The 23,251-nt window shown below is 58.1% G+C and carries 21 protein-coding genes; 9 read left to right on the forward strand and 12 right to left on the reverse strand.

Features of this window, described 5'->3' with window-relative positions; all coding sequences use genetic code 11:
* The first annotated feature begins 2 nt into the window (after nt 1-2).
* From L9059_RS11540 to L9059_RS11560, 5 genes are all read left to right on the forward strand, one after another.
* Nucleotides 3-1,166 carry a phosphoglycerate kinase gene (locus L9059_RS11540; protein ID WP_247290962.1) on the forward strand — a complete coding sequence of 388 codons (1,164 nt, stop codon included), beginning with the start codon at nt 3-5 and terminating at the stop codon, nt 1,164-1,166.
* 35 nt (nt 1,167-1,201) lie between these two features.
* Complete coding sequence (locus tag L9059_RS11545) at nt 1,202-1,423, forward strand: hypothetical protein (RefSeq protein WP_247290964.1); 222 nt, start codon at nt 1,202-1,204, stop codon at nt 1,421-1,423.
* 56 nt (nt 1,424-1,479) lie between these two features.
* Nucleotides 1,480-1,809 (forward strand): MliC family protein, encoded by a 330-nt coding sequence (locus L9059_RS11550; RefSeq protein WP_247290967.1) that lies wholly within the window; start codon nt 1,480-1,482, stop codon nt 1,807-1,809.
* Nucleotides 1,810-2,027: 218 nt separating this feature from the next.
* Nucleotides 2,028-3,092 (forward strand): class II fructose-bisphosphate aldolase, encoded by a 1,065-nt coding sequence (fba, locus tag L9059_RS11555; RefSeq protein WP_247290969.1) that lies wholly within the window; start codon nt 2,028-2,030, stop codon nt 3,090-3,092.
* A gap of 271 nt (nt 3,093-3,363) precedes the next feature.
* On the forward strand, nt 3,364-3,762 hold the full coding sequence (locus tag L9059_RS11560; protein ID WP_247290971.1) for a hypothetical protein: 399 nt from the start codon (nt 3,364-3,366) through the stop codon (nt 3,760-3,762).
* A 149-nt stretch (nt 3,763-3,911) separates the two neighbouring features.
* Here the strand turns inward: L9059_RS11560 and L9059_RS11565 are convergent, their stop codons facing one another.
* The gene (locus tag L9059_RS11565; protein ID WP_247290973.1) at nt 3,912-4,580 is read right to left on the reverse strand and encodes a polysaccharide lyase family 7 protein; all 669 of its coding nucleotides are present in this window, start codon (nt 4,578-4,580) and stop codon (nt 3,912-3,914) included.
* 323 nt (nt 4,581-4,903) lie between these two features.
* On the opposite strand from L9059_RS11565, the gene L9059_RS11570 reads away from it, so the two are divergent.
* Genes L9059_RS11570 through L9059_RS11580 form a run of 3 tightly spaced genes read left to right on the forward strand, consistent with a single transcriptional unit; the run spans nt 4,904 to nt 7,905 of the window.
* Entirely contained in the window at nt 4,904-7,027 is a 2,124-nt protein-coding gene (locus L9059_RS11570; protein ID WP_247290975.1) for a putative bifunctional diguanylate cyclase/phosphodiesterase, read from the forward strand.
* 45 nt (nt 7,028-7,072) lie between these two features.
* The gene (locus tag L9059_RS11575; RefSeq protein WP_247290977.1) at nt 7,073-7,564 is read left to right on the forward strand and encodes a M48 metallopeptidase family protein; all 492 of its coding nucleotides are present in this window, start codon (nt 7,073-7,075) and stop codon (nt 7,562-7,564) included.
* Nucleotides 7,565-7,614: 50 nt separating this feature from the next.
* On the forward strand, nt 7,615-7,905 hold the full coding sequence (locus L9059_RS11580) for a winged helix-turn-helix domain-containing protein (protein ID WP_247290980.1): 291 nt from the start codon (nt 7,615-7,617) through the stop codon (nt 7,903-7,905).
* A 119-nt stretch (nt 7,906-8,024) separates the two neighbouring features.
* Here L9059_RS11580 and L9059_RS11585 read toward each other — a convergent pair whose 3' ends face one another.
* Nucleotides 8,025-8,477, reverse strand: coding sequence for a GNAT family N-acetyltransferase (locus L9059_RS11585; RefSeq protein ID WP_247290982.1), 453 nt, complete (start codon nt 8,475-8,477; stop codon nt 8,025-8,027).
* Nucleotides 8,478-8,645: 168 nt separating this feature from the next.
* On the opposite strand from L9059_RS11585, the gene L9059_RS11590 reads away from it, so the two are divergent.
* Nucleotides 8,646-9,383: a substrate-binding periplasmic protein gene (locus tag L9059_RS11590; RefSeq protein ID WP_247290984.1), complete on the forward strand. Its 738-nt coding sequence runs from the start codon at nt 8,646-8,648 to the stop codon at nt 9,381-9,383.
* A 27-nt stretch (nt 9,384-9,410) separates the two neighbouring features.
* Here L9059_RS11590 and yccS read toward each other — a convergent pair whose 3' ends face one another.
* The 10 genes from yccS to betA form a co-directional block, all read right to left on the reverse strand.
* Complete coding sequence (gene yccS / locus L9059_RS11595) at nt 9,411-11,594, reverse strand: YccS family putative transporter (RefSeq protein WP_247290986.1); 2,184 nt, start codon at nt 11,592-11,594, stop codon at nt 9,411-9,413.
* A 221-nt stretch (nt 11,595-11,815) separates the two neighbouring features.
* Nucleotides 11,816-12,994, reverse strand: a complete 1,179-nt coding sequence (locus L9059_RS11600; protein ID WP_247290987.1) for a BaiN/RdsA family NAD(P)/FAD-dependent oxidoreductase — start codon at nt 12,992-12,994, stop codon at nt 11,816-11,818.
* 153 nt (nt 12,995-13,147) lie between these two features.
* A complete protein-coding gene (gene dbpA, locus L9059_RS11605) occupies nt 13,148-14,485 on the reverse strand; it encodes an ATP-dependent RNA helicase DbpA (RefSeq protein WP_247291209.1) in 1,338 nt (445 codons plus the stop codon).
* A 105-nt stretch (nt 14,486-14,590) separates the two neighbouring features.
* Nucleotides 14,591-16,018: a multidrug transporter subunit MdtD gene (gene mdtD / locus L9059_RS11610; RefSeq protein ID WP_247290989.1), complete on the reverse strand. Its 1,428-nt coding sequence runs from the start codon at nt 16,016-16,018 to the stop codon at nt 14,591-14,593.
* Between the two features lie 203 nt (nt 16,019-16,221).
* Nucleotides 16,222-17,559 carry a TldD/PmbA family protein gene (locus L9059_RS11615; RefSeq protein WP_247290991.1) on the reverse strand — a complete coding sequence of 446 codons (1,338 nt, stop codon included), beginning with the start codon at nt 17,557-17,559 and terminating at the stop codon, nt 16,222-16,224.
* Entirely contained in the window at nt 17,559-19,001 is a 1,443-nt protein-coding gene (locus L9059_RS11620; RefSeq protein ID WP_247290993.1) for a TldD/PmbA family protein, read from the reverse strand. Before L9059_RS11620 ends, L9059_RS11615 begins: the two co-directional genes overlap by 1 nt.
* A gap of 234 nt (nt 19,002-19,235) precedes the next feature.
* Complete coding sequence (locus L9059_RS11625; RefSeq protein WP_247290995.1) at nt 19,236-19,580, reverse strand: AzlD domain-containing protein; 345 nt, start codon at nt 19,578-19,580, stop codon at nt 19,236-19,238.
* The gene (locus tag L9059_RS11630; RefSeq protein WP_247290997.1) at nt 19,577-20,302 is read right to left on the reverse strand and encodes an AzlC family ABC transporter permease; all 726 of its coding nucleotides are present in this window, start codon (nt 20,300-20,302) and stop codon (nt 19,577-19,579) included. Before L9059_RS11630 ends, L9059_RS11625 begins: the two co-directional genes overlap by 4 nt.
* Nucleotides 20,302-21,294 carry a hypothetical protein gene (locus L9059_RS11635; RefSeq protein ID WP_247290999.1) on the reverse strand — a complete coding sequence of 331 codons (993 nt, stop codon included), beginning with the start codon at nt 21,292-21,294 and terminating at the stop codon, nt 20,302-20,304. Before L9059_RS11635 ends, L9059_RS11630 begins: the two co-directional genes overlap by 1 nt.
* A 227-nt stretch (nt 21,295-21,521) precedes the next feature.
* On the reverse strand, nt 21,522-23,225 hold the full coding sequence (gene betA, locus L9059_RS11640; RefSeq protein ID WP_247291001.1) for a choline dehydrogenase: 1,704 nt from the start codon (nt 23,223-23,225) through the stop codon (nt 21,522-21,524).
* Between the last annotated feature and the right edge of the window lie 26 nt (nt 23,226-23,251).

Raw genomic sequence — 23,251 nt, forward strand, 5'->3', positions numbered from 1 at the left:
CCATGACCGTGTTGAAGATGACCGACCTCGATCTGCAAGGTAAGCGCGTACTGATTCGCGAAGACCTCAACGTCCCAGTCAAGGACGGTGTTGTCACCAGCGATGCGCGAATCCTGGCCTCGCTGCCGACCATCAAGCTGGCCCTGGAAAAAGGTGCAGCCGTGATGGTCTGCTCGCACCTTGGCCGTCCAACCGAAGGCGAGTTCTCGGCGGAGAACAGCCTCAAGCCAGTCGCCGATTACCTGAGCAAGGCCCTGGGCCGCGATGTGCCTCTGGTAGCTGATTATCTGGGTGGCGTCGACGTCAAGGCCGGCGACATCGTGCTGTTCGAAAACGTGCGCTTCAACAAGGGCGAGAAAAAGAACGCTGATGAACTGGCCCAGCAATACGCCGCCCTGTGCGACGTGTTCGTGATGGACGCCTTCGGCACCGCTCACCGTGCCGAGGGTTCGACCCACGGCGTGGCCAAGTTCGCCAAAGTCGCTGCTGCAGGTCCGCTTCTGGCTGCTGAACTGGACGCACTGGGCAAAGCCCTGGGTTCGCCAGCCCAGCCAATGGCCGCGATCGTTGCCGGCTCGAAGGTCTCGACCAAACTCGACGTACTGAACAGCCTGAGCCAGATCTGCAACCAGTTGATCGTCGGCGGCGGCATTGCCAACACCTTCCTGGCCGCAGCCGGCCACCCGGTTGGCAAATCCCTGTACGAGCCTGACCTGCTGGACACCGCTCGCAAAATCGCCGCCAAGGTTAGCGTGCCGCTGCCGGTGGACGTGGTGGTTGCCAAGGAGTTCGCCGAGAGCGCAACAGCTACTGTCAAGCTGATCGCCGACGTGGCTGCCGATGACATGATTCTGGACATTGGCCCTCAGACCGCAGCGAATTTCGCCGAGCTGCTGAAATCCTCCAAGACCATCCTGTGGAACGGTCCGGTAGGCGTGTTCGAATTCGACCAGTTTGGTAATGGCACCAAGGTCCTTGCCCAAGCCATCGCCGAAAGCTCGGCGTTCTCCATTGCTGGCGGCGGCGATACCCTGGCCGCCATCGATAAATATGGCGTTGCCGACCAGATCTCGTACATTTCTACCGGCGGCGGAGCGTTCCTCGAGTTCGTTGAGGGCAAGGTGCTCCCGGCGGTTGAAGTCCTGGAAAGCCGGGCCAAGGCCTGAGGTCCGCACCGTTGACCAGGAAAGGGAGTGTTCACATGGTCAAGATTTTAGCGCTATTGGTCGTCGCGGGTTCGCTGGCCGCCTGCGGGAGCAATCCCCAAGCCAAGCCGGAGCCGGCACCGTCTGAGTTGGACAAAGGCTGTTACCAGGCTGACTGGCAGGCCGAAACCAACCCGGTGATTAACAAGCGTTCGGGGCCTGATGGCCTGGAAAAATATGAGTCCCGAACCCCGGCCAAGGAACATGGTTGTCCTTGACGGGTCTGACTCTTTACCCAGCGCTGGCGGCGTGTGCCGCCAGTCGAGGAACATGGATGAAAGGTTTTATCGCCGTTACGGCAATGGCACTGCTGGCAGGTTGCTCGAATTTCAACCTGTTCACGCCTGCCGAACCGACTGACAGCTGGACGAGCTGGACCTGTGACAGCCAGGCCAAGGTGCTGTGGCGCTATACCGATGCCAGCCGTGAGGCGGTGGATGTGCGCCTCGGCGGGGCCGATCAGGTCTATCGCCTGAAGCAGGAACAGGGCGCCTCGGGTGCGCTGTACAGCAACGACATGCTGGCGTTTCACATGAAAGGTGAGGAAGGCCTGGTGTACTGGGTCGCCACCAATGATTTGATTGGCCGCGGTTGCCATCTGTAGGAGCGAGCTTGCTCGCGATGGTCGTTAACGATAACGCTGGGTGCCTGAATGCCCGCGCGGTCTGGGCCATCTTCGCGAGCAAGCTCGCTCCTACAGGGGGCCGATGCACCACCGAATTAGCAGGAAGGGCCAACCCCTGATCTGCAATAACTTGAATAGCCGCCGCCGCTACGGCAGGCTGGCACGATTAACGACCCAAACCGGGAGAGACACACACAATGGCACTTATCAGCATGCGCCAGATGTTGGACCACGCAGCCGAGTTCGGCTACGGCGTTCCAGCCTTCAACGTTAACAACCTTGAGCAGATGCGCGCCATCATGGAAGCCGCTGACAAGACTGACTCCCCGGTGATCGTCCAGGCTTCGGCCGGTGCTCGCAAATACGCCGGTGCGCCGTTCCTGCGTCACCTGATCCTGGCGGCTATCGAAGAATTCCCGCACATCCCGGTGTGCATGCACCAGGACCACGGCACCAGCCCTGATGTCTGCCAGCGCTCGATCCAGCTGGGCTTCAGCTCGGTGATGATGGACGGCTCCCTCGGCGAAGACGGCAAGACCCCGACTGACTACGACTACAACATTCGTGTCACCCAGCAAACCGTTGCAATGGCTCACGCCTGCGGCGTTTCGGTTGAAGGCGAGCTGGGTTGCCTGGGCTCCCTGGAAACCGGCATGGCCGGTGAAGAAGACGGCATCGGCGCCGAAGGCATTCTGGATCACAGCCAGATGCTGACCGACCCGGAAGAGGCTGCTGACTTCGTCAAGCGCACTCAGGTCGACGCCCTCGCGATCGCCATCGGCACCAGCCACGGCGCTTACAAGTTCACCAAGCCGCCTACCGGTGACGTGCTGGCGATCGACCGAATCAAAGAGATCCACAAACGCATCCCGAACACTCACCTGGTCATGCATGGTTCGTCTTCGGTGCCTCAGGACTGGCTGGCGATCATCAACCAGTACGGCGGTGACATTAAAGAAACCTACGGCGTACCGGTTGAAGAAATCGTCGAAGGGATCAAGCACGGCGTGCGCAAGGTCAACATCGACACCGACCTGCGCCTGGCGTCCACCGGTGCGATGCGTCGCCTGATGGCTACTAACCCAAGCGAATTCGACCCACGCAAGTTCTTCGGCGCCACCGTCACTGCCATGCGCGACGTGTGCATCGCTCGCTACGAAGCGTTCGGCACTGCCGGCAATGCTTCGAAGATCAAGCCGATCTCCCTGGAAGGGATGTATCAGCGTTATCTGAAAGGCGAGTTGAACGCGAAGGTGAACTGATTCACTAGCGTGATAGCGCAGCTGGCATAACATTGCCAGCCTGCGTTTATTGTCTGCAAATGCCCGTGTCCTTGGCCCCGGGCATTTTTTTTGCCTGCTGTTTGTTTTGATTTTTTTCTGTAAGTTTATGTCAGTAACAACTACTAAACATGCTGGCGGAAGTGGTGGTGGACAACGTGGTGTTGCGAATTCAATATTTAACTTCAAATTAATTTTATGGATGTAATTGATTATGAAGTGTTACTCTCTGTCTGTTGCAGCAGTAAGTAAAATGTTTGCGGCTGGACTATTAAGTCTGTTTGCCCTGGCCGGCACTGCCCGAGCAGCCGAAGACGAGTGCCCTGCGGTCGGTAATATCATGGCTCAGTCGATCACCCCACAACGCGGTTTCACCTATGCCGCCAACTCTATCCGTGGCGGATGGAAGGGTGAAAATCCCGGCGCGACCGAGTCCTATCTGAACAAGGTGAAATTCACCTCGGCTGCCATCAGGCAAACGACGGATAACGGTAATCCAGTCTATTTTGTCGCTTGTGATTATGAAGGCGAAGGCAAGGCCGGAGTCAGGCTGACCCAGCGCTTTCCTATCGAGGCAAAACCGGCCGGTTCAGCCTGGAAGGATAATTTCTGTTCTGCCAGTTTGAATGAGTGTGCATTCAAGGTTGATTGATGTTTACGTAAAGTGTCATAAAGATGCTATTACAGATTAAGTTTTAGCTGTTGTTGAATAAGATTGATGAGTCATTAAAACAGTCAAATTTACGGAAAGCCCGCAGCCATGCGGGTTTTCCGTTCAGGAAGTAATATCTGGTCGTGCGGCTATTTATCGTGATCGATATCCAGTTTGCTGAACGTCACCTTCGCGCCTTCGCTGGTGTAGCCCGTATTGTCCTGCACATAAACCCCTGCCTTGAAGTACAGCTGTTTGTTCCGCCAGGTGGCGCTGATGTTGCTGGCCCATTGATAACTCGCTGCGCTGATACCCAATGCGCCGCCGGGGCTGAGGTGAATGAGGTAAGAGAACTGCTGGTCGAGTTGGATACCGGTCGCCAGCGTAATGACCCGGCCTTCTGCGTCATCAGGGTGCATGCGCACTTTGGCAACGATGTTCCCGGTTTGCGTTTTGGTCTTGTACTGGTATTCGAGTTTCACCATAGGTTTCTGGCTGTCATAGGCATGGATCTGACCAATGACGAGCTTACCTGAACTGGGCACCTGATTTACCGCCAGGGTCGCACGCAGGGAGTTGTCTGCATCGGGGTAGAACCAGTTGCGAAGCTTGCCATTGCTATAGGTTTCACGAAGTTCGGTTCGCGGGTATTTGGCATTTTCAGTGCGTGACCCGGTCACCGGGGACCAAAAGAACAATGTGCCTGTGTCGGAGTGGAAGTATTGATCCTTGAAACCCTTTACCAATTTGGCTGTTTCAACGGTGTAGGGCGGGTTGCCGACAGGAACGCTCAGGTTCCAGGTTGCGAGATCGATCATAGACAAAGCTTCCACATATTTTCTTGCACACACGTACCAGAGGCTCTGGCGCGCCGCTTGGAGGTCGGTCTTTATAAGCGCGAAAGGCAGCATTGTTAACGCAAAACTGACAGATGGATGACGTCAAAATCCTGTTAAAAGGCCATCTTCCGTGGTTTCAGGGGGCTGCAGCAGTGACCGTTAGTCGGTGAATTAACACTTTAGTTAGATGATGGCGCTCTGACAGCTACTGCTTTCTTGGATCCAGGTCTAGAGTGAGGGCTTAGTATTTGTCCGGTTTTTCGCGAAAAACCGGCCTGACACCCCGAAAGAAGAGAAGCAGCATGGAATGCGGGCCACTTACGCCAGGTGAAGGCAATTCGATTCTGTTGATCGTCGATGATTACCCGGAAAACTTGATCAGCATGCGTGCCTTGCTGGAACGCAAGGATTGGCAGGTGATGACCGCCTCCTCGGGTTTCGAGGCCTTGGGCCTGATGCTGGAGCATGATGTCGACCTGGTGCTGTTGGATGTGCAGATGCCGGGCATGGATGGCTTTGAGGTCGCGCAGTTGATGCGCGGCAGCCAGCGAACCCGACTTACCCCGATCATTTTCCTCACTGCCAACGAAAAGTCCCAGGACGCCGTGCTCAAGGGATACGCCAGCGGTGCGGTGGATTATCTGTTCAAACCCTTCGACCCGCAGGTTCTCAAGCCAAAAGTTCAGGCGCTGCTTGAACATCAACGCAATCGTCGCGCCCTGCAGCGCCTGAGTCATGATCTGGAGCTTGCTCGCGCATTTAATGCGTCGGTACTGGATAACGCGGCCGAAGGTATTCTGGTGGTCGATGAAAGCGGGCTGATTCGCTTCGCCAACCCAGCGATGTCGCGGATGCTCAGTGCCACTGTGCAGGAGCTGGAGGGCAAGGAGTTTCTGGGTTTCCTGCAGAAACCGCATATTCCAATATGGGCGGATTCCGAACTGTTGGCCGGTTATAGGCGCGGCGAAACTCTGCGCTTGCACGATGCACTGCTGCGAACCGCGCCCAATCAGCAGGTGCCGGTTGCCCTGTCCTGCGCGCCATTGCCTGCCGAGCAACACGCCATGGTGGTGACGGTGCTCGATATGTCTGTGGTGCGCCATCTGCATCAGCAACTGGAGTTCCAGGCCATCACCGATCCCCTCACCGGGCTGCTTAACCGTCGAGGTTTTTATCAGACGGTTGAAAACCTGCTGCTGCGCGGTGAGCGCTCCGACAGCGCGTGGGTGCTGTTGTACCTGGACCTTGATGGCTTCAAACGGGTTAACGATTCACTCGGTCATGACGCTGGAGATCGGGTGCTGCGCTGGGTTTCCGAGCAATTGAAGGCTTGTTTGCAGCCCTTGGATATCCTCGCCCGTATGGGCGGCGATGAGTTCACCGCGCTGCTGGACCTGGAGTTTCCCGAGCAAGCGGCGCAGATTGCCGAAAAGCTGATCGAGCGGGTATCGGTCTGTCAGCAGATTGATGGCCTGGATATCGCGCTGGGTGCCAGTATCGGCATCGCCACCTTCCCGGACTGCGGTTCCAACCTAGATGGTTTGTTGCGTGCGGCGGACATCGCCATGTACGAAGCCAAACGTGCCGGACGCCAGCAGTACCGCTTTTACGACCATGAAATGAACGGCCGCGCGCGCTCACGATTGATGCTGGAAGAGAGCGTGCGCGACGCCATCGATAACCGTGATTTCAACTTGGTCTATCAGCCCCAGGTGGCCATTAACGGTGGGCAGATCCGAGGGTTCGAAGCCCTTTTGCGCTGGCAGCACCCTAGCGTTGGTGATGTGCCGCCGGGGCTGTTTTTGCCGCTGCTCGAAGAAGCGCGGCTGATCAGTCGCCTGGGCAGCTGGATTTACCAGCGCGGAGCGGGCCAGCGCAAGGCGTGGGAAACCCTGTTCGCCGAGGACCTGGTACTGGGGGTGAGTTTGAGCAGCACCCAGTTCGGGATGCCGCACCTGGTCACCGAATTGCGCCAGGTGCTGGAGCGTCACGGGCTGCAGCCGCGTCATCTGGAAGTCGAAGTCACCGAGGAGGCATTGGCACAAAATCCCGAGGAAACCCGCAAGCAACTGCGGCTGCTGCGTAATCTGGGAGTGCGGGTCGCGCTGGATGACTTCGGTTCAGGAGCCTGTTCGCTGTCGCATCTGCGTGACCTGGAGCTGGACACCTTGAAAATCGATCGGCATCTGATCGCCCGGTTGCCGGATTCATCCCGGGATGCCGCATTGGTGAGCAATGTGATTGACCTGTGCCGGCAGTACGGGATCCTGGTCATTGCCGAAGGCGTGGAAACAGTCGCGCAATATGAATGGCTGCAGGTGCACGGTTGCGAGTATGTACAGGGCTTCCTGGTGGCGCGGCCGATGATGGCCGAGGACGTCGGCGAATTTGTCCTGCCGTTCGACTGGAGCACGCTGATGCCGTGAATTCGCTACACTGGCGACCTGTTCGTCATTGATGTTGCCGTTTCCATGACCGCGTTAAAATACCTCCAAGCTTATCCCGCTGCGCTGCAGGATCAGGTACGCCAGCTGATCGCCGAGGAGCGGCTGGGCGAGTACCTGACTCGGCGCTACCCGGAAAAACATGGTGTCCAGAGCGACAAGGCGCTGTACACCTATGCGCTGGACCTCAAGCAGGAATACCTGCGCAACGCCCCTGCGATCGACAAGGTGCTGTTCGATAATCGTCTGGACCTGACCCATCGCGCCCTGGGCCTGCACACCACCATTTCCCGGGTGCAGGGCGGCAAGCTCAAGGCGAAGAAAGAAATCCGTGTGGCTTCGTTGTTCAAGGAGGCTCCGTCCGAGTTCCTGAAGATGATCGTGGTGCACGAGCTGGCGCATTTCAAGGAATCGGATCACAACAAGGCTTTCTACAAGTTGTGCGAACACATGTTGCCGGGGTATCACCAGGTGGAGTTTGATCTGCGGGTGTACCTGACGTGGCGGGATATGCTCTAGGAGCTGCCGAAGGCTGCGATCCTTTGATCTTCCAATAACAAGGACCGAACGTGAGCAAGACCAAAACCAGCTTCTACCGCCGCCTCTACGTGGCCTACCTGATCGACAGCGGGCTCGCCAGCAGCGTCCCGGCGCTGACCGAGGTGACAGGCATGCCCCGGCGTACGGCGCAGGACACCATTGCGGCGCTGGCCGACCTGGATATCATCTGCGAGTTCGAGCAGGAGGAGGGCGCGCGCAATCATGCCGGGCGCTATCGGATTCGCGATTGGGGGGCGATAGATCGGGGGTGGATTGAGCGCAATTTGCAGCAGGTTAAGGCGGTGCTTGAGTATCCCTGAATCTGCGGTGCTGGTGCTGGCCTCTTCGCGAGCAAGCCCGCCCCCACAATGATCTGCGCACCGCCACAGATCCCGAACCCTACCAAAAGCCTGTGGGCGCGGGCTTGCTCGCGAATATTCTAAGGGCGACGCATGCCTATATGTGGAATGTCATCCTCCAAATACTCTTCACCTGCCACCACAAACCCGTACCTGGCGTAATACCCCTGCAAATGCGCCTGTGCAGACAGATAGATCGGCACCTGCGGCCAACGCTTTTCTGCCTGTTTCAGCGCCTGGGTCATCAGATCATGCCCCAGCCCGGTGCCGCGCATCTGAGCTGCGATGAGCACCCTTCCGATCACCACATCGCCGCCCTGCATCTCCGGGTCAAGCAGGCGCAGATAGGCCACCAGCCGGTCGTCATTCCAAGCCATCAGATGGCAGGTGTCGCCTTCCAGGTCCTGGCCATCGATGTCCTGGTACGCGCACTTCTGCTCGACCACGAAGACTTCCGCTCGCAATTGCAGAATGGTGTACAGCTGCTCTTTGCCCAGATCGCTATGGTGTTTGCAGACCCATTCAACTGTCATTTTCAAATTCCTTGTTCAACCTCGTGCTGATACTAAGCGCCTTGACTGAAGATGTCTTGGTGACGAATAAATCTGTGACAAAGGCCAAAATGCCATCATTCAATTCGTGCGGCTCAGTCCTCTTTGTGTAATCTTCGATGAAAGCCCGCCCGCCAAGGATTTTCCAGCATGCCGCGAGTGCATCGTGCCTTTGCTTTGATTGGATTGCTGTTACTGTTTCAGAATGCGTTGGCGGAAAAGCTGCGGCTCGTGGCTGATGCTTGGCCACCATTTACCGATGCCACGCTGATCAATGGCGGCTTGGCTACAGACATCGTCAGTACCGCGCTGGCCCGCGCCGGTTATGCCAGTGACTTCGAGCAGGTGCCCTGGGCGCGCGCCTTGCTCGGGATTGGCGAGGGCCGCTATGACGTGCTCGTCAACGCCTGGTACAACGAGGAGCGCACCCGGATCGGGCAGTTTTCCGGTGAGTATCTGTTGAACCGGGTTCGCTTCATCAAGCGCAAAGACGCCCCCATCGAATATAACAATCTGCAACAGCTGCATACCTACCCGATCGCGGTGGTGCGTGGCTACGCCTATTCTCAGGTATTCGATAGCGATGCATCGCTGCAGAAAGTCCCGGTCCACAGCTTTGTCATGGCGGTGCGGATGCTCGCTGCCGACCGGGTAAAGCTCACACTGGAAGATGAACTCGTGGCGCGTTATTACCTGTCGCGCGAATCCGCCAAAGTACGCAACTCAGTGGAGTTCGTGCCCAAGCCCTTGAGCGAGAACAGCCTGCATATTCTGGTCAGCCTGAAGAACCCCCGGCATAAGCAAATCGTGGCGGGGTTTGATCAAGCGATTGCGGGGATGAAGGCGGATGGGAGCTACGAGCGGCTGTTCAAGCAGCATGGGATGTGAAAGAGGAGCCGCTTCAAGCCAGCAGCTTCAGGCTTCTGCGCTGTCCTTGATCAAATGCGCAGCCAAGGTCCGCAACGGTCCGAGCTGGCGGCAGATCAGTGCCAATTGAGTCTGCACCAGACGTTGCCCTTCATCGATCTCATCCGCCATCTGCTCGAGCTCATTGGCCAGCGCTTCCTCTTCGTCGCTCTGAATTGCGATCGGCGTCTTGCTTGCCAGGCCCTGGGCAATTTCGTCGATGCAGCCAGCCAGCTTGACGCCGGCGCCCTCGATCAAGTGCTCGCGTATTTCCGCGGGCAGCTGTGTCTCGCGGTGCGCGCCGAGTCCTGACAGATAACTGAGCAAGGTGTGCGATAGCACCAGGAAGCGGAAGCCGACATCCGCCTCCTTACGGAAATGCCCTGGTTCCATCAGCATATTGGCCAATGTCGTCGACAGGGCCGCATCGGCGTTGTGCGCATTGCGCCGGGCCAGTCGATAGGCCAAGTCGTCGCTCTTGCCGGCGGCGTACTGCTGCATGATCTGGCGCAGGTAGATGCTATTGCAGGTCAGGGTGTTTGCCAGGACTTTGTTAAGGCGTCGGCCCTGCCAGTCCGGCAGGAACAGGAACACCGCCAGGCCGGCTATCAGGCTGCCCAGCAAGGTATCGAAGAGCCGGGGCAAGAACAGCCCGTAACCGTCGCCGACCTGGTTGAAGCAGAACAGCACCATCAGGGTGATCGCGGCAGTCGCCAAGGTGTAGCGGGTAGTGCGGTTGATAAAGAACACCACGCCGGCGGCGATCGCGAAGCACGACTGCACCAGCGGATTGGGAAACAGGTCGAACAGCGCCCAGGCCACGGTCAGGCCGATGGCGGTGCCGATGATCCGTTGACCGAGTTTGCGTCGAGTGGCGCCATAGTTCGGCTGACAGACAAACAGCGTAGTGAGGATGATCCAGTAACCCTGGGACGGGTGGATCAAATGCACCATGCCATAGCCGATGCTCAACGCCAGGGGCAATCGCAGGGCGTGGCGGAACAACAACGAGGTCGGTGTCAGCTGCGTGCGCAGGCGAATCCACACGTCCTTTAGGCTGCGAGGTGATCGGTCGAGCAGGCTGCTATCGGTGGCGTCGGCCAGAGCGTCGGGGTTGCTGGCGTCGCTGAGTAGGCGGTCGAGGGTGCCGAGGTTGGCCGCCAACGCCCGCAGTGAGCGCAGCAGACCGCGCCAGGCCGGGTTGCTCTGGACCCGCAGGTGTTCGAGGGAGGCGTGCAGGTCACTCAGGGCTTCAGCGAAACCGGCGTCATAGACGAACGGTTGGCGCATCTGAATGGACTCTGCCAGTGCACGGCAGGCTTTACCTTGCTGGCGCAGCAGGCGCTGGCAACGGAACAGCACGTCGCTGTGGAAAAACGCATCGGCCAGGGCGTTATAGGGATAGTGCGAGGAACTGGCGCGCTCGTGGATGTCTTGGGCGAGGAAATACAGTTTCAGATAGCGGCTGACTTTAGAGCCGGGGCGGCCGTTGCCGACACGGTGCAGGATGATTTCCTTGGCGGCGTTGAGGGCGGCGACCACCCGGCCGTTCTGTTGCGCCAGTTCCAGGCGACGAGCTTCTACGTCCATTTGCCGTATCGGTTCGAATAGCGACGATTTCAGCTTCAGGTAAAAACCCAGTTCACGGAACAGTCGCGCCAGGCTCTGTTGCACTGGCTGGTTGGAAAACATCGCCTGCCACAGCACCGAGAGCATGCCGTACCACGTCGCGCCCGCCACTAGCAGCAGCGGTTCATGCCAGAAGTCGGTGACCGCCCCTCCGCGCTGGTCCACGCCGATCATAGTGTAGACCGACAGAATCAGGGTCGCCGAGGCAATCGCCCCGTAGCGTTCACCCAGGGCGCCGAGCATGGTCAGGCCGAAGCTTGCCAACGCCAGGGCGATGACAAAGACAATGGGGTAGGGGAACAACAGCTCGACCGAGAGTGCGGCAACACTGAAGCACACCAGCGTCACTGCCAGGGCGTTGAGACGGCCTTGCCAACTGTCGTCGGTCTCGGCCAGGGCGCTGGCGATGATCCCCAGGAACAGCGGAATCAGCAGGCCCATTTCATCCTGGTACCAACACAGCGCCATGCTGCCGGTCAGAGCAATGAACACCCGCACGCTGTAGCTGAACTTATCCAGTGCCCAGAGGCGACGCATAGACTGACGAAATGAGCTTGATGGCATGAAGTGCTAAGGCCTTCCGAGGCAATGACGCTAAATTGAGCCAGTAATGACGTTGACGCAATGGCGTCGATCACATCTGACAGCAAAATCTGTTCCTTTAGAGATCGACACAATTTAAATGTGGGAGCGGGCTTGCTCGCGAACGCATTCTGTCAATCGCCGTAGATATTGACTGACACACCGCTTTCGCGAGCACGCCCCCACATTTTGATCTGCGACTGTCAGACGTATTGCGCGGCGGCGTAGCCTGAAGCCCACGCCCACTGGAAGTTGAAGCCACCCAGGTGGCCTGTGACATCAAGCACTTCGCCGATGAAATATAGGCCGGGGCTTTTCAGTGACTCCATGGTCTTCGATGAAACCTCGTGGGTGTCGACGCCGCCCAGGGTCACTTCCGCCGTGCGATAACCTTCGGTCCCTGCCGGCACCACTTCCCAGCGGGCCAGTTTCTCGGCAATGTCCGCAATTTCCCCGTGGGTGTACTGCTTCATCGGCTTGGAGACGAACCAGTTGTCTGCCAGCAGGTTGGCCATTTTCTTGGTGAATATCTCCCCCAGCAATGTCTTCAGCTCGCTGTTCGGGCGTTCGGCTTGCTGTTGTTGCAGCCAGGCCGGTACATCATGGTCGGGCATCAAGTTGATCTCGACTGTGTCGCCAGACTCCCAGAACGAGGAGACCTGTAAAATCGCCGGACCGCTAAGGCCGCGATGGGTGAACAGGATGTTCTCGCGGAAGCTTTGCTCGTTGCAGCTCACTAGGCAATCCACCGAAGTGCCGGACAGTTCGGTACACAATTGCTTGAGCTGATCGGTGATGGTGAATGGCACCAGGCCGGCGCGGGTAGGCAGTAATTCGTGTCCAAATTGTCTGGCCACCTGATAGCCGAAGCCGGTGGCGCCCAGGGTTGGAATTGACAGGCCGCCCGTGGCGATCACCAGGGATTGGCAGCTCAACTGCCCCAGCGTGGTGTCCAGCAGATAACCGCTGTCGATTTTCTCGATGGTCTGGATCGAGGTGTCCAAGTGCAGGCTGACGCCGACTTGGTCGCACTCGTTGAGCAGCATCTCGAGGATGTCACTGGATTTGTTATCGCAGAACAGCTGGCCGAGCTTTTTCTCGTGATACGGCACACCGTGCTTGGCGACCATGCCGATGAAATCCCACTGGGTGTAACGGGCCAGTGCGGATTTGCAGAAATGTGGGTTCTGGGAAAGGAAATTGCCTGGTTCGGTGTACATGTTGGTGAAATTGCAGCGGCCCCCGCCCGACATCAGGATTTTCTTGCCGGCCTTGTTCGCATGGTCGAGCAACATAACCTTGCGCCCGCGCCCGGCGGCGGTCAGCGCACACATCAAACCTGCGGCGCCAGCGCCAATGATCACGACTTCGGTAGAGCGCAAAACGGTGTCCTCTTAATGTGTCACCACAAAACAAACTGTGGGAGCGAGCTTGCTCGCGATGGCGGACTGACAGACAACATTGATGTTGAATGTGCTGGCCTCATCGCGAGCAAGCTCGCTCCCACAGGGGATCTTCGTTGGGCAGATGATCTCTTACAAGATACGCACGCGCAGCGAGCGGCCTTTGATCTTGCCGTCGTTCAAACGCTGCAACGCCTGCTTGGCAATACCGCGTTCCACTGCCACGTAGGCCTGGAAATCGAAAATCGCGATTTTGCCGACCTGGGCGCCCGGAATGCCGGCGTCGCCTGTCAGGGCACCCAGAATGTCGCCGGGGCGAACTTTGTCTTTACGGCCTGCGCCGATTACCAGCGTGCTCATCACCGGCAGCAGTGGGGCGCCGCCTTGGGATTTGAGGTTGTCCAGCTGATCCCAGCTCAACGGCGACTTCTGCAGTTGTTCGATGGCCTGGGCGCGGTGGGCTTCGGATGGGGCTACCAGGCTGATCGCGATGCCTTTCTCGCCGGCCCGACCGGTACGGCCAACGCGGTGAATGTGGATTTCCGAGTCACGGGCGAGCTCGACGTTGATCACCATGTCCAGCGCATCGATGTCCAGGCCGCGTGCGGCGACGTCCGTGGCAACCAGTACCGAAGTGCTGCGGTTGGCGAACATGGCCAGGACCTGGTCGCGATCACGCTGTTCCAGATCGCCGTGCAGGCCGACGGCGCTGATGCCTTTGGAAGTCAGGTGATCAACAGTTTCCTGGACTTGCTGCTTGGTGAAGCAGAAGGCTACGCAGGACGCCGGACGGTGATGCGCGAGGACTTTGACTACCGCGTCCATGCGCTCGTCCGGGGAGATTTCGTAGAACCGCTGTTCGATCTGCGTGTCGTCGTGGAAGGCTTCAGCCTTCACTTGCTGCGGGTTACGCATGAACTTGGACGCCAGCTGCTTGATGCCGACCGGGTAGGTGGCCGAGAACAGCAAGGTCTGGCGACGCTCCGGGGCCTGCATGATGATTTCTTCGATGGAATCGTAGAAACCCATGTCCAGCATGCGGTCGGCTTCATCGAGGATCAGCGTGTTCAGGCCATGCAGCACCAGCGATCCCTTGCGCAGGTGCTGCTGGATGCGACCCGGTGTGCCGACGATGATGTGCGCGCCGTGCTCCAAGGAGCCGATCTGCGGGCCGAAGGCCACGCCGCCGCACAAGGTCAGGACCTTGATGTTGTCTTCGGCACGGGCCAGGCGACGGATTTCCTTGGCGACCTGGTCGGCCAGCTCCCGAGTTGGGCAGATGACCAGTGCCTGGCAACCGAAGAAACGCGGATTGATCGGGTTCAACAGGCCGATACCGAAGGCGGCGGTTTTGCCGCTGCCGGTCTTGGCCTGGGCGATCAGGTCCATCCCCTTGAGGATCACCGGCAAGCTTTGCGCCTGGATCGGCGTCATCTGGGCGTAACCGAGGGAGTCGAGGTTAGCCAGCATGGCGGCGGACAGCGGCAAAGTATTAAAAGCGGTGGCTATGGTGGTCACGAGACTGGCCTGCAAAACAAAATGTCGCGCAGTGTATCAGTCCTGTGACCATTGGCCCTAAGGTTCGATGTGTTCTTCCGGACGTCTGACACGCCGTCCGTCTTCCTTTGATAGCTGCGAAAAGATGGTGGCGGCCATCATCGCCATGATCCCGACGGTCACGAAGGTCAGCTGGAAGGCGCCCAGAACCGTGTCCACGCCGTCGTTCCCGACCTCTGCCGTGAAGCCGCCGAGCAAGGCGCCGGCGCAGGCAACGCCGAGGCTCAGGGACAATTGCGCAACCACTGAAAGCAAGCTGTTGCCGCTACTGGCGCTGGCGTCATCCAGGTCGATCAGGGTCACCGTGTTCATTGCGGTGAATTGCAACGAGTTGATCGCCCCCAGGATCGCCAGCATGCCCAGCAGCAGCCAATAGGGCGTTTGCTCGCTGACCAGGCCCATGCTGGCCAGCATCATCCCCAGTGCCAGGGTGTTGCCGGTGAGCACGATTCGATAGCCCAGGCGTTCGATCAGCGGCCGAGCCACCGACTTGGCCACCATGGCTGCAGCGGCCAGCGGCAACATGCTCATGCCTGCCTGGGATGGCGAGTAACCCAATGCTACCTGTAGCAGCAGCGGTACGAGGAACGGCAAGGCACCACTGCCAAGGCGGGCGAACAGGTTGCCGAGGATGCCCACGGCAAAGGTCCGGGTCTTGAAAAGCGACGGCGCAAACAGCGGATTATTGATGTGCCCGGCTCTTAGCCAATAGGCGGCCAGGCAGGCCATGCCGGCGAACAGCAGCAACATCACGCGCAAATGCGGAAGGTGCAGTTCGCCCAGGCCCTCCATGGCGATAGTGATCAGCACCATGGCGGCGCCAAACAGCAGGAAACCGAGGCTGTCGAAGCGGGTGCGCTCGGCGCCGCGCAGGTCGGGAATGAATTTCCAGACGGCGTAGCAGCCGATGACACCCACCGGCAGGTTGAGCAGGAAGATCCAGTGCCAGGACAGGTACTCAACCATCCAGCCGCCAGTCGTCGGGCCTAGCAGTGGGCCAAGCAAGCCGGGGACGGTGATAAAACCCATGATTCGGACCAGCTCCGAGCGCGGATAGGCGCGTAGCACCACCAGGCGTCCGACCGGCAACATGAGAGCGCCGCCCAGGCCCTGGATGACCCGCGCACCGATCAGCATGCCCAGGCTACTGGACAGCGCGCACAGCAATGAGCCAATGCTGAATAGCACGATTGCGCCGAAGAATATCTTCCGCGTACCGAAGCGATCGGCGATCCACCCCGAAGCCGGGATCAGCAAGGCAACCGTGAGCATGTAGGCAATGATCACGCCTTGCATGCGCAACGGATCTTCTTCCAGGTCCCGGGCCATGGCCGGCAGGGCGGTGTTGAGGATGGTTCCGTCGAGGGACTGCATGAAAAACGCGATGGCCACGACCCACGGCAGCCAGCGGGCGGTGACGGGGTCGAGGGCTGGGCGGTTGGGCATGGGGCCTCTTGTAGTTGCTTATGCAGATTCTAAGCCGACGCTAACCCTGTGGCGAGGGAGCTTGCTCCCGCTCGGCTGCGTAGCAGTCGTAAACCCTGAGAATGCGGTTTAACTGGTAGACCGCATATACCGGTTTTGGGGTCACTTCGCGACCCAGCGGGAGCAAGCTCCCTCGCCACAGGGGGTGTTCACAGGGGGTGGATTTACAGGGTTAGCGTCAATCGGCTGATCAGCGCACCGGGCAACAACGCCGAAGCCGTGGCCCGCTGACTGTAGGTGCTTGCCGACAGCAACAACTCGCGCTCTTTGGTCAACGCTTCCAGTTGGGAACCCAGCAGACTGTAAGCACTGTCATCAAAACGCATGGTGCTGACCGGTGCCTGTATCTCGCCGTTCTCGACCCAGAACGTCGCAAACCGCGTCATCCCGGTCATTCGCGCCATCGGTTGGTCCGAGTAGTTCAGGTACCAGAGGTTGCTGATGTACAAACCCGTGCCCAGTTGCTTGAGAATCTCGGCATCGGCAAGCGCGCCTGGTGCCATGTTCAGCGCCGTCGGCGATTCACCGCCGCTGGCGCCGTTGGCCGTCAGGCCGTATTCGGCGGCGCTGCGAGAGTCGACCAATTGCGCGCTGGCCTTGCCTTCGACGATCAGCTTCAGATCACTGCGCGGATAGCCTTCGCCGGAAAACGCCGGGCTCAACGAACCGCTGACTTTTTCATCGAGGGACACCAGCGGACTGAACGAATGGTCGCCCGCGTAGAGTTTCTGCAACGGACTGCTCTTGCTGGCAATCGACTGCGCCGAGAAACCACCCCAGGACAACATGCCCATGATCTCTTCCAGCGCGGCCGGCGCCAGGTAGGCGCGATACTGACCCGGTGCCAACGTACGCAATGGACGACCAAGGAATTCAAGCTGCTCACGCGCCTGCTGGAAGCGCCTGGCAAACCCTTCGCTGTTCCAGTCATGCCCGGCGTAGCTGGCTTTCACCGCTTGGCCATTTGCATGAAACAGGCTGAAGTCGAAGTTGAAGCTGTTGGCCTGATGCCAGCCGAATGCGCCTGAAGAACTGGCGAAACCGCGACTGATCGGGCCTGCGGCGTAGAAACCTACCAGGTCCAGCCCTTCGGCAGCCCGGGCGATTTCGGCGACCACCTGCTCGGTATCCGGCAGCGGATGCTCCTGCACATTCATGTTTTGCCAGCCGGTGTAGTTGAGCAGCAGGTAAGGATCCTGCGGCAACAGCGGCAGGGTGTCGCGCAACTGTTGCAGGCCTTCGGCCAGACGCTGGGAGTCGACATGCGCATCGCCCGACAGCGTGATGTCGAGGTCCGCGTGACGACCGTCGTTGATCAGTTTGAGACCGACGCTCGCCTGTTGCACCTGACCGGCCTGCCGCACCTTGGCATGATTGAAACGCACGAAGGCCGACGACTCGGCGGCGTAGCTGAGGGTGAATTGCTCCGGCTCGCGAATCGCCTCGCGCAACCCGTTGACCAAAGCCTTGAACGAATCAGCCTGACTTTTTGCAGTGCTCATCAAGCGTCTCCCCCAAACACGTCCACGTTACTGAACACGCAGGCCGGTGACGCATGGCCGACACGGATCACCTGATTCGGTTCGCCCTTGCCGCAATTCGGCGTGCCCAGAACCTTGAAGGTGCTGGCGTCGCCAACGGCGCTGAGGCTTTTCCAGAACTGTGCGGAAATCGCCCGGTAGTTCGGGTTTTTCACCACGCCTTTGAGTTCGCCGTTTTCAATCAACTGGCCCCATTCGCAGCCAAATTGGAACTTGTTGCGTGCGTCGTCGATGGACCAGGATCGATTGGTGCTCATCAAAATACCGTGCTCGATAGAGCCGATCAGTTGTTCCAGCGGCTGTTCACCGGGCTCGATATTGAGGTTGGCCATGCGGTCGATCGGCGGACGATTCCAGCCGCAGGCGCGGCTGTTGGCAACGCCGTCCATACCCGCGCGGAACTGCGACAGCGCACCGCCCAATGGGCGCAGCAGCAAGCCTTCCTTGATCAGAAACTGTTTGCTCGCGGCGGTGCCGTCGTCGTCGTGACCGTAGCTGGCGAGCTGCTCGGGAATGTCCGGGTCGAAGGTGACGTTCAGCAGTTTCGAACCATACTGCAAATGGCCGAAGTCTTCGGCCTTGACGAAACTGGTGCCGGCGTAATTGCGTTCGTCACCGAGGATGCGATCGAGTTCCAGCGGGTGACCGATGGATTCGTGGATCTGCAGCATCATCTGATCGGGCATCAGCAGCAGGTCGCGCGGCCCTTGCGGCGTATTCGGCGCGAGCAGCAATTGCAACGCTTGATCGGCAACGTTTGGACCGGCGCCGATCAGGCCGCAACGGCTGATGACATCAGCGCTGCCCTGCTGACCGAAGTTCTCGCGGCCGAGGCTGCGGGTCTGGCTGTCGTTGCCGTCATAGGCCGTGACATCGAGGCCTGGATAGACGAAACGTTGGGCCTGGCGCAGTTCGGCGCCGGCGCTGTTGAGGTAGATCTGCTCGACGTAAGTGATGCCGATGCTGACCTGCCAGTTCACCAGTCGCTCGTCCTTGGGCACCGACGCGGATTCGGCGCCGAGCAGTTGGTAGCAATCGCTCAGGGACGGGAAGGGTTGGTCGAGGTTCGGCGAAAAATAGTCGGCGCGGTCGCTGGAAACGGCTTGTTCACGCAGGTCGAGCAGCGCATGAGGCTTGAGCAGGCGAGCTTGTTGCTCGGCTCGGTCCAGCGCCGATTGCAGGCCTTGTGGCGAGAGGTCGTTGGTTGCGGCGTAGGCTTCAACGCCGTTGACGCGAACGGTCAACATCGCGCCTTCGTCACGGCTCAGGCTCGGAGGTTCGGCGACGTTCTTGCGCACCGACAGGTACTGGCCGGACTCGCGGACATAACGCAGCGAAAAGAACTCGGCGCCCGTGCGCAAGGCAGCAAAGCGCTGCTTGAGCTGGGGGTGGAAATCGAACATTCGGGAACCTCCTTGGTCTGGAGCGGCGGTGCAGCGGTGTTGCGAAGGGGAGGGGTGAAACGTTTGCGTGGCGCTAGATTAGGCTTGGGGGAGGGGTAGATCAAGGGTGAGGCTGTGTGGGAAAGGCTCACGGAGTTTAGAACGCGCGTACCGAGGTGGCCTGATGATCTGAAGTTCACGAACAGCCCGTTTAAGACTGCTCGCGATCTAGACCTCTCCAGACGGAGGCTGCTTTTAACCGTTCAGATAAGCGAACGCTGTCACATAGATGAGGAGGCTTGCAAAGAAAGCAGGCAGGATCTTCTTCGTTTTGGCGACTGCGATGAAGGTGCCCACGAGCAGAAACAGTTTCAGCGCATCCAGAATTTGAAACTGCTGTATCAGTGTTAATGCATCCATCTTGTTGAAAGCAGTGTCGTATATGATTACCCCCAACATGGCTTGCGCGCTGTAGCTGATAAAGCGATAAAACGAACCTTGGGTTTGTGTGAGCGCGCTGCTGTTTTTGAAGGCGAAGGGCAGGGCCCTAAATGCAAAGGCTGTACAGGCAGAAAATGCGATAAGAAGCCAGATTGTCATGAGCCCATCCTGACTCGTTTTTTGTAACTGTTTTCAATAAGCACGATCAAGCCGCCAATTATGAAAGGTGTGCAGAGCAGGCTGTAATCTCTGAACAAGTAGACCAGCAGTGGCGCAGCGACAAAGCCCAGCCAGTAACCCGAAACTTCCGCATAGTGAGGCCAGTGTTTGCCAGCCAACGCGGTGAACTGTAACGGTAACAGGAGTGTCATGGCGGCATAGATAATTGGCGACGTCAATTTTGCACCAGCAACGAACCCGATATAGGTGCAAATAACCGACACGCCAAATATCGGGAGCCCCAACCCGATCATGTAGCTAAATGGGTGGTCTACTCTTCGTTTAAATCGAGTGACGCATCCGGTGAATATCGAAGGCGTAATAAAAACTAACGAGGCCATGATGGCCGTGGTGGAAGTATTTCTTATATGCGGCGCAAGTGTTGCGGAAAGTAGTACAAAGCGAGCGTTGAGAGCCACGATGATAGGGAGTAAAATCCATCCGTCGTTATGGTTCTGTACTATCAAAAATTGTAATGGGGTAGAAAATATAAACAGAGTCGTTGCAAGGGATTGGCTTAAAGTTAGTGATTGCGAGGCGCTTAGAACGCCAATCGAGAGGTAAAGAAAGATGAACGCGACGCCGAACGTGATTGCATCGCGAGCCCCTTCTTTAAATACGTTGCCGGATGAAGATGGAGCGCGTACGTGCGCGGCAACCATTAACAGGCCTCCCGAGTACAAGCTGTTTCATTCAGTGCGTAGTATTGCTTTCTAGGACCTTTGCTTCGGAACAAGAGCCGGGGCGTATTATTGAACGTGGAGTTGTTCGCATGGGCACGAACCTGGTCGGCATCGAGATTCAGCATCGGCCGTGCGTGCAGTACCTTGTGGTTGGCCACGATAAGGAACGTGCCGGTTTCAGCAATTGAGACATGATTTTTTGCGCTGCTAAGGCCAGAACGTATTTTATCTAGGACATGTTGGCCGCCGTTTACCGCGCGCATCCGTGCACCGTTCTGCGGATCAATTCGGAAATCCAGCGAAAATTGAAAGCCGTAGATTTCGGAAAATTTGACTACTTGGCGAACCCGTTTTTTTAAGCCGCTAACGTTTTTGCCGGATATAAACGCAGCTTCCATTGTTAGTAGTTCGTGAATCTCTTGATCGTTCAATTCGCACAGCAACGAGCTAGGAAAGTAGTAAGCGGTGGGGGTTTTTGTGATGTCGCGGCAAACGGTTAGGGCTAAATAGTCTACATCCAGGTTTTCATATAGATCGTCGGAGTGTGGAGTGATATCACCGTGTCCGTTGCCCCATTCACGATGCTTTTCTGCCGACGGCTTTAGAAACAATGCTTTGTGTTCTTCGTATTCGTACTTTATATCAGTAAGGTGGAACAGGTCGGCCAAAGCCTCGTGCACTGTCAGAGCCAGTTTTGGCGAGTCTAGGTTGAAAATATTTGTTATACAAATAGCTGCGTGGCCATTCCTAAGACCTACCGTGCCAAAGTGGGCAGTGTCTTCTGTGCGCAAGTAGGTCAAAAAGAGGTTGATTAATTGGGATTTTAAAGCGTGCGTGCCTTGATTGTTATTTTTTTTCCACCAAGACTCAATGACACCAGCCAAATAGCCAAAATCCAAAAAAACTGTTTTTTCTTTAGATATTTCTTTTCTGAAAAAATTGACGTCCGTAGTTTTGTCGATGTACCGCAAGATCTTGATTTCCTTCAAATATTCATTGAGGCTAGGTTGAGCCGGGCGCGAATACTAGTGGAAATTTTTAAATGTGTGTAATGGGAAGTGTTACTAGCTGTTGTTAACAGGGAGTGTGATTATTTAGTTGCTTGGTGTGTATGTAGCTGGTTGAGCGGTTAACTTGTGTTAGGCAAAAAAACCGCCGACCCCGGGAGGTTGACGGTTGTTTGAACAAGCGCCTGATATTACTGAGCAGCCAGTGTCACATCCCGCATCGGCTTACCACGTACCGGTGCATCACCGGCCACATAGTAATCAGCCGTGCTGCGCGGCAAAGGCTTGCGACCACGGATCTTGTCGGCGATTTTCTCGGCGATCATGATCGTTGGCGCGTTCAGGTTGCCCGTGGTGATGATCGGCATGATCGAAGCATCGACCACACGCAGACCCTGCATGCCGTGCACGCGGCCTTCACCATCGACCACCGCCATGTCGTCGGTGCCCATCTTGCACGAGCAGGACGGGTGGAACGCGGTTTCGGCGTGTTCGCGGATGAACTTGTCCAACTGCTCATCGGTTTGCACTTCGATGCCGGGGCTGATTTCGCGGCCACGGTACTGGTCCAGAGCCGGCTGTTGCATGATTTCACGAGTCAGGCGAATGCCGTCGCGGAATTCCTGCCAATCCTGCTCGGTGGCCATGTAGTTGAACAGGATGCTCGGGTACTCGCGCGGATCCTTGGACTTGGCCTGGATGCGACCGCGGCTCGGCGAACGCATGGAACCCATGTGTGCTTGGAAACCGTGCTCTTTCACGCCGTTGCTGCCGTTGTAGTTAATCGCGACGGGCAAGAAGTGGTACTGGATGTTCGGCCAATCGAATTCGTCGCGGGTGCGGATGAAACCGCCGGCTTCGAACTGGTTGCTGGCGCCGATGCCGGTGCCGTTGAACAGCCACTCGGCACCAATGGCCGGCTGGTTGTACCAGAGCAGCGACGGGTACAGCGAGACTGGTTGGGTGCAGGCGTATTGCAGGTACAGCTCGAGGTGATCCTGCAGGTTTTCGCCCACGCCTGGCAGGTCGTGGACCACCGGGATGTCGAGCTTGTTCAGCAGTTCGGCCGGGCCGACGCCGGAGCGTTGCAGGATCTGTGGCGAAGCGATGGCGCCGGAGCACAGCAGCACTTCCTTGCGGGCACGGGCTTCAACGCGCTCTTCGGCAGCGCCGATCAGGTAACGCACGCCGACCGCGCGCTTGCCTTCGAACAGGATTTTGTCGGTCAGGGCGTGGGTGACGATGGTCAGGGTCGAACGCTTCTTGGCCGTGTCCAGGTAACCGCGAGCGGTGCTGGCACGACGGCCGTTCGGCGTCACGGTGCGGTCCATCGGACCGAAGCCTTCCTGCTGGTAGCCATTCAAGTCTTCGGTACGCGGGTAACCGGCCTGCACGCCGGCTTCAACCATCGCGTGGAACAGCGGGTTGTTGCCAGCTTTAGGTGTGGTCACGCTGACCGGACCTTCACCGCCGTGGTAGTCGTTCGGGCCGATGTCGCGGGTTTCGGCCTTGCGGAAATATGGCAGGCAATTGAGGTAATCCCAGTCTTCCAGACCTGGCAGTTTGGCCCAGTTGTCGTAGTCCATTGCGTTGCCGCGGATGTAGCACATGCCGTTGATCAGCGAAGAGCCACCCAGGCCCTTGCCGCGACCGCATTCCATCCGGCGACCGTCCATGTGTGGCTCGGGATCGGTCTCGTAGGCCCAGTTATAGCGACGACCTTGTAGCGGGAACGCCAGGGCGGCTGGCATCTGCGTGCGGAAATCCAGACGGTAATCCGGGCCACCGGCTTCGAGCAGCAGGACGGTGACGCCTTCATCTTCAGTCAGACGGGTCGCCAGGGTGTTACCGGCCGAGCCGGCACCGATGATGATGTAATCGAATTCTTGGGACATTGAATGCACCCTCTTTGAAGTTGGTC

Origin of the sequence: Pseudomonas violetae (assembly GCF_023072615.1) — a bacterium.
Lineage (GTDB): Bacteria > Pseudomonadota > Gammaproteobacteria > Pseudomonadales > Pseudomonadaceae > Aquipseudomonas > Aquipseudomonas violetae.

Coding starts and splice junctions, on each gene's coding strand:
- L9059_RS11540 (WP_247290962.1), top strand. CDS start 3: ATGACCGTGTTGAAGATGACCGACCTCGATCTGCAAGGTAAGCGCGTA.
- L9059_RS11545 (WP_247290964.1), top strand. CDS start 1,202: ATGGTCAAGATTTTAGCGCTATTGGTCGTCGCGGGTTCGCTGGCCGCC.
- L9059_RS11550 (WP_247290967.1), top strand. CDS start 1,480: ATGAAAGGTTTTATCGCCGTTACGGCAATGGCACTGCTGGCAGGTTGC.
- fba (WP_247290969.1), top strand. CDS start 2,028: ATGGCACTTATCAGCATGCGCCAGATGTTGGACCACGCAGCCGAGTTC.
- L9059_RS11560 (WP_247290971.1), top strand. CDS start 3,364: ATGTTTGCGGCTGGACTATTAAGTCTGTTTGCCCTGGCCGGCACTGCC.
- L9059_RS11565 (WP_247290973.1), bottom strand. CDS start 4,580: ATGATCGATCTCGCAACCTGGAACCTGAGCGTTCCTGTCGGCAACCCG.
- L9059_RS11570 (WP_247290975.1), top strand. CDS start 4,904: ATGGAATGCGGGCCACTTACGCCAGGTGAAGGCAATTCGATTCTGTTG.
- L9059_RS11575 (WP_247290977.1), top strand. CDS start 7,073: ATGACCGCGTTAAAATACCTCCAAGCTTATCCCGCTGCGCTGCAGGAT.
- L9059_RS11585 (WP_247290982.1), bottom strand. CDS start 8,477: ATGACAGTTGAATGGGTCTGCAAACACCATAGCGATCTGGGCAAAGAG.
- L9059_RS11590 (WP_247290984.1), top strand. CDS start 8,646: ATGCCGCGAGTGCATCGTGCCTTTGCTTTGATTGGATTGCTGTTACTG.
- yccS (WP_247290986.1), bottom strand. CDS start 11,594: ATGCCATCAAGCTCATTTCGTCAGTCTATGCGTCGCCTCTGGGCACTG.
- dbpA (WP_247291209.1), bottom strand. CDS start 14,485: ATGCTGGCTAACCTCGACTCCCTCGGTTACGCCCAGATGACGCCGATC.
- mdtD (WP_247290989.1), bottom strand. CDS start 16,018: ATGCCCAACCGCCCAGCCCTCGACCCCGTCACCGCCCGCTGGCTGCCG.
- L9059_RS11615 (WP_247290991.1), bottom strand. CDS start 17,559: ATGAGCACTGCAAAAAGTCAGGCTGATTCGTTCAAGGCTTTGGTCAAC.
- L9059_RS11620 (WP_247290993.1), bottom strand. CDS start 19,001: ATGTTCGATTTCCACCCCCAGCTCAAGCAGCGCTTTGCTGCCTTGCGC.
- L9059_RS11625 (WP_247290995.1), bottom strand. CDS start 19,580: ATGACAATCTGGCTTCTTATCGCATTTTCTGCCTGTACAGCCTTTGCA.
- L9059_RS11630 (WP_247290997.1), bottom strand. CDS start 20,302: ATGGTTGCCGCGCACGTACGCGCTCCATCTTCATCCGGCAACGTATTT.
- betA (WP_247291001.1), bottom strand. CDS start 23,225: ATGTCCCAAGAATTCGATTACATCATCATCGGTGCCGGCTCGGCCGGT.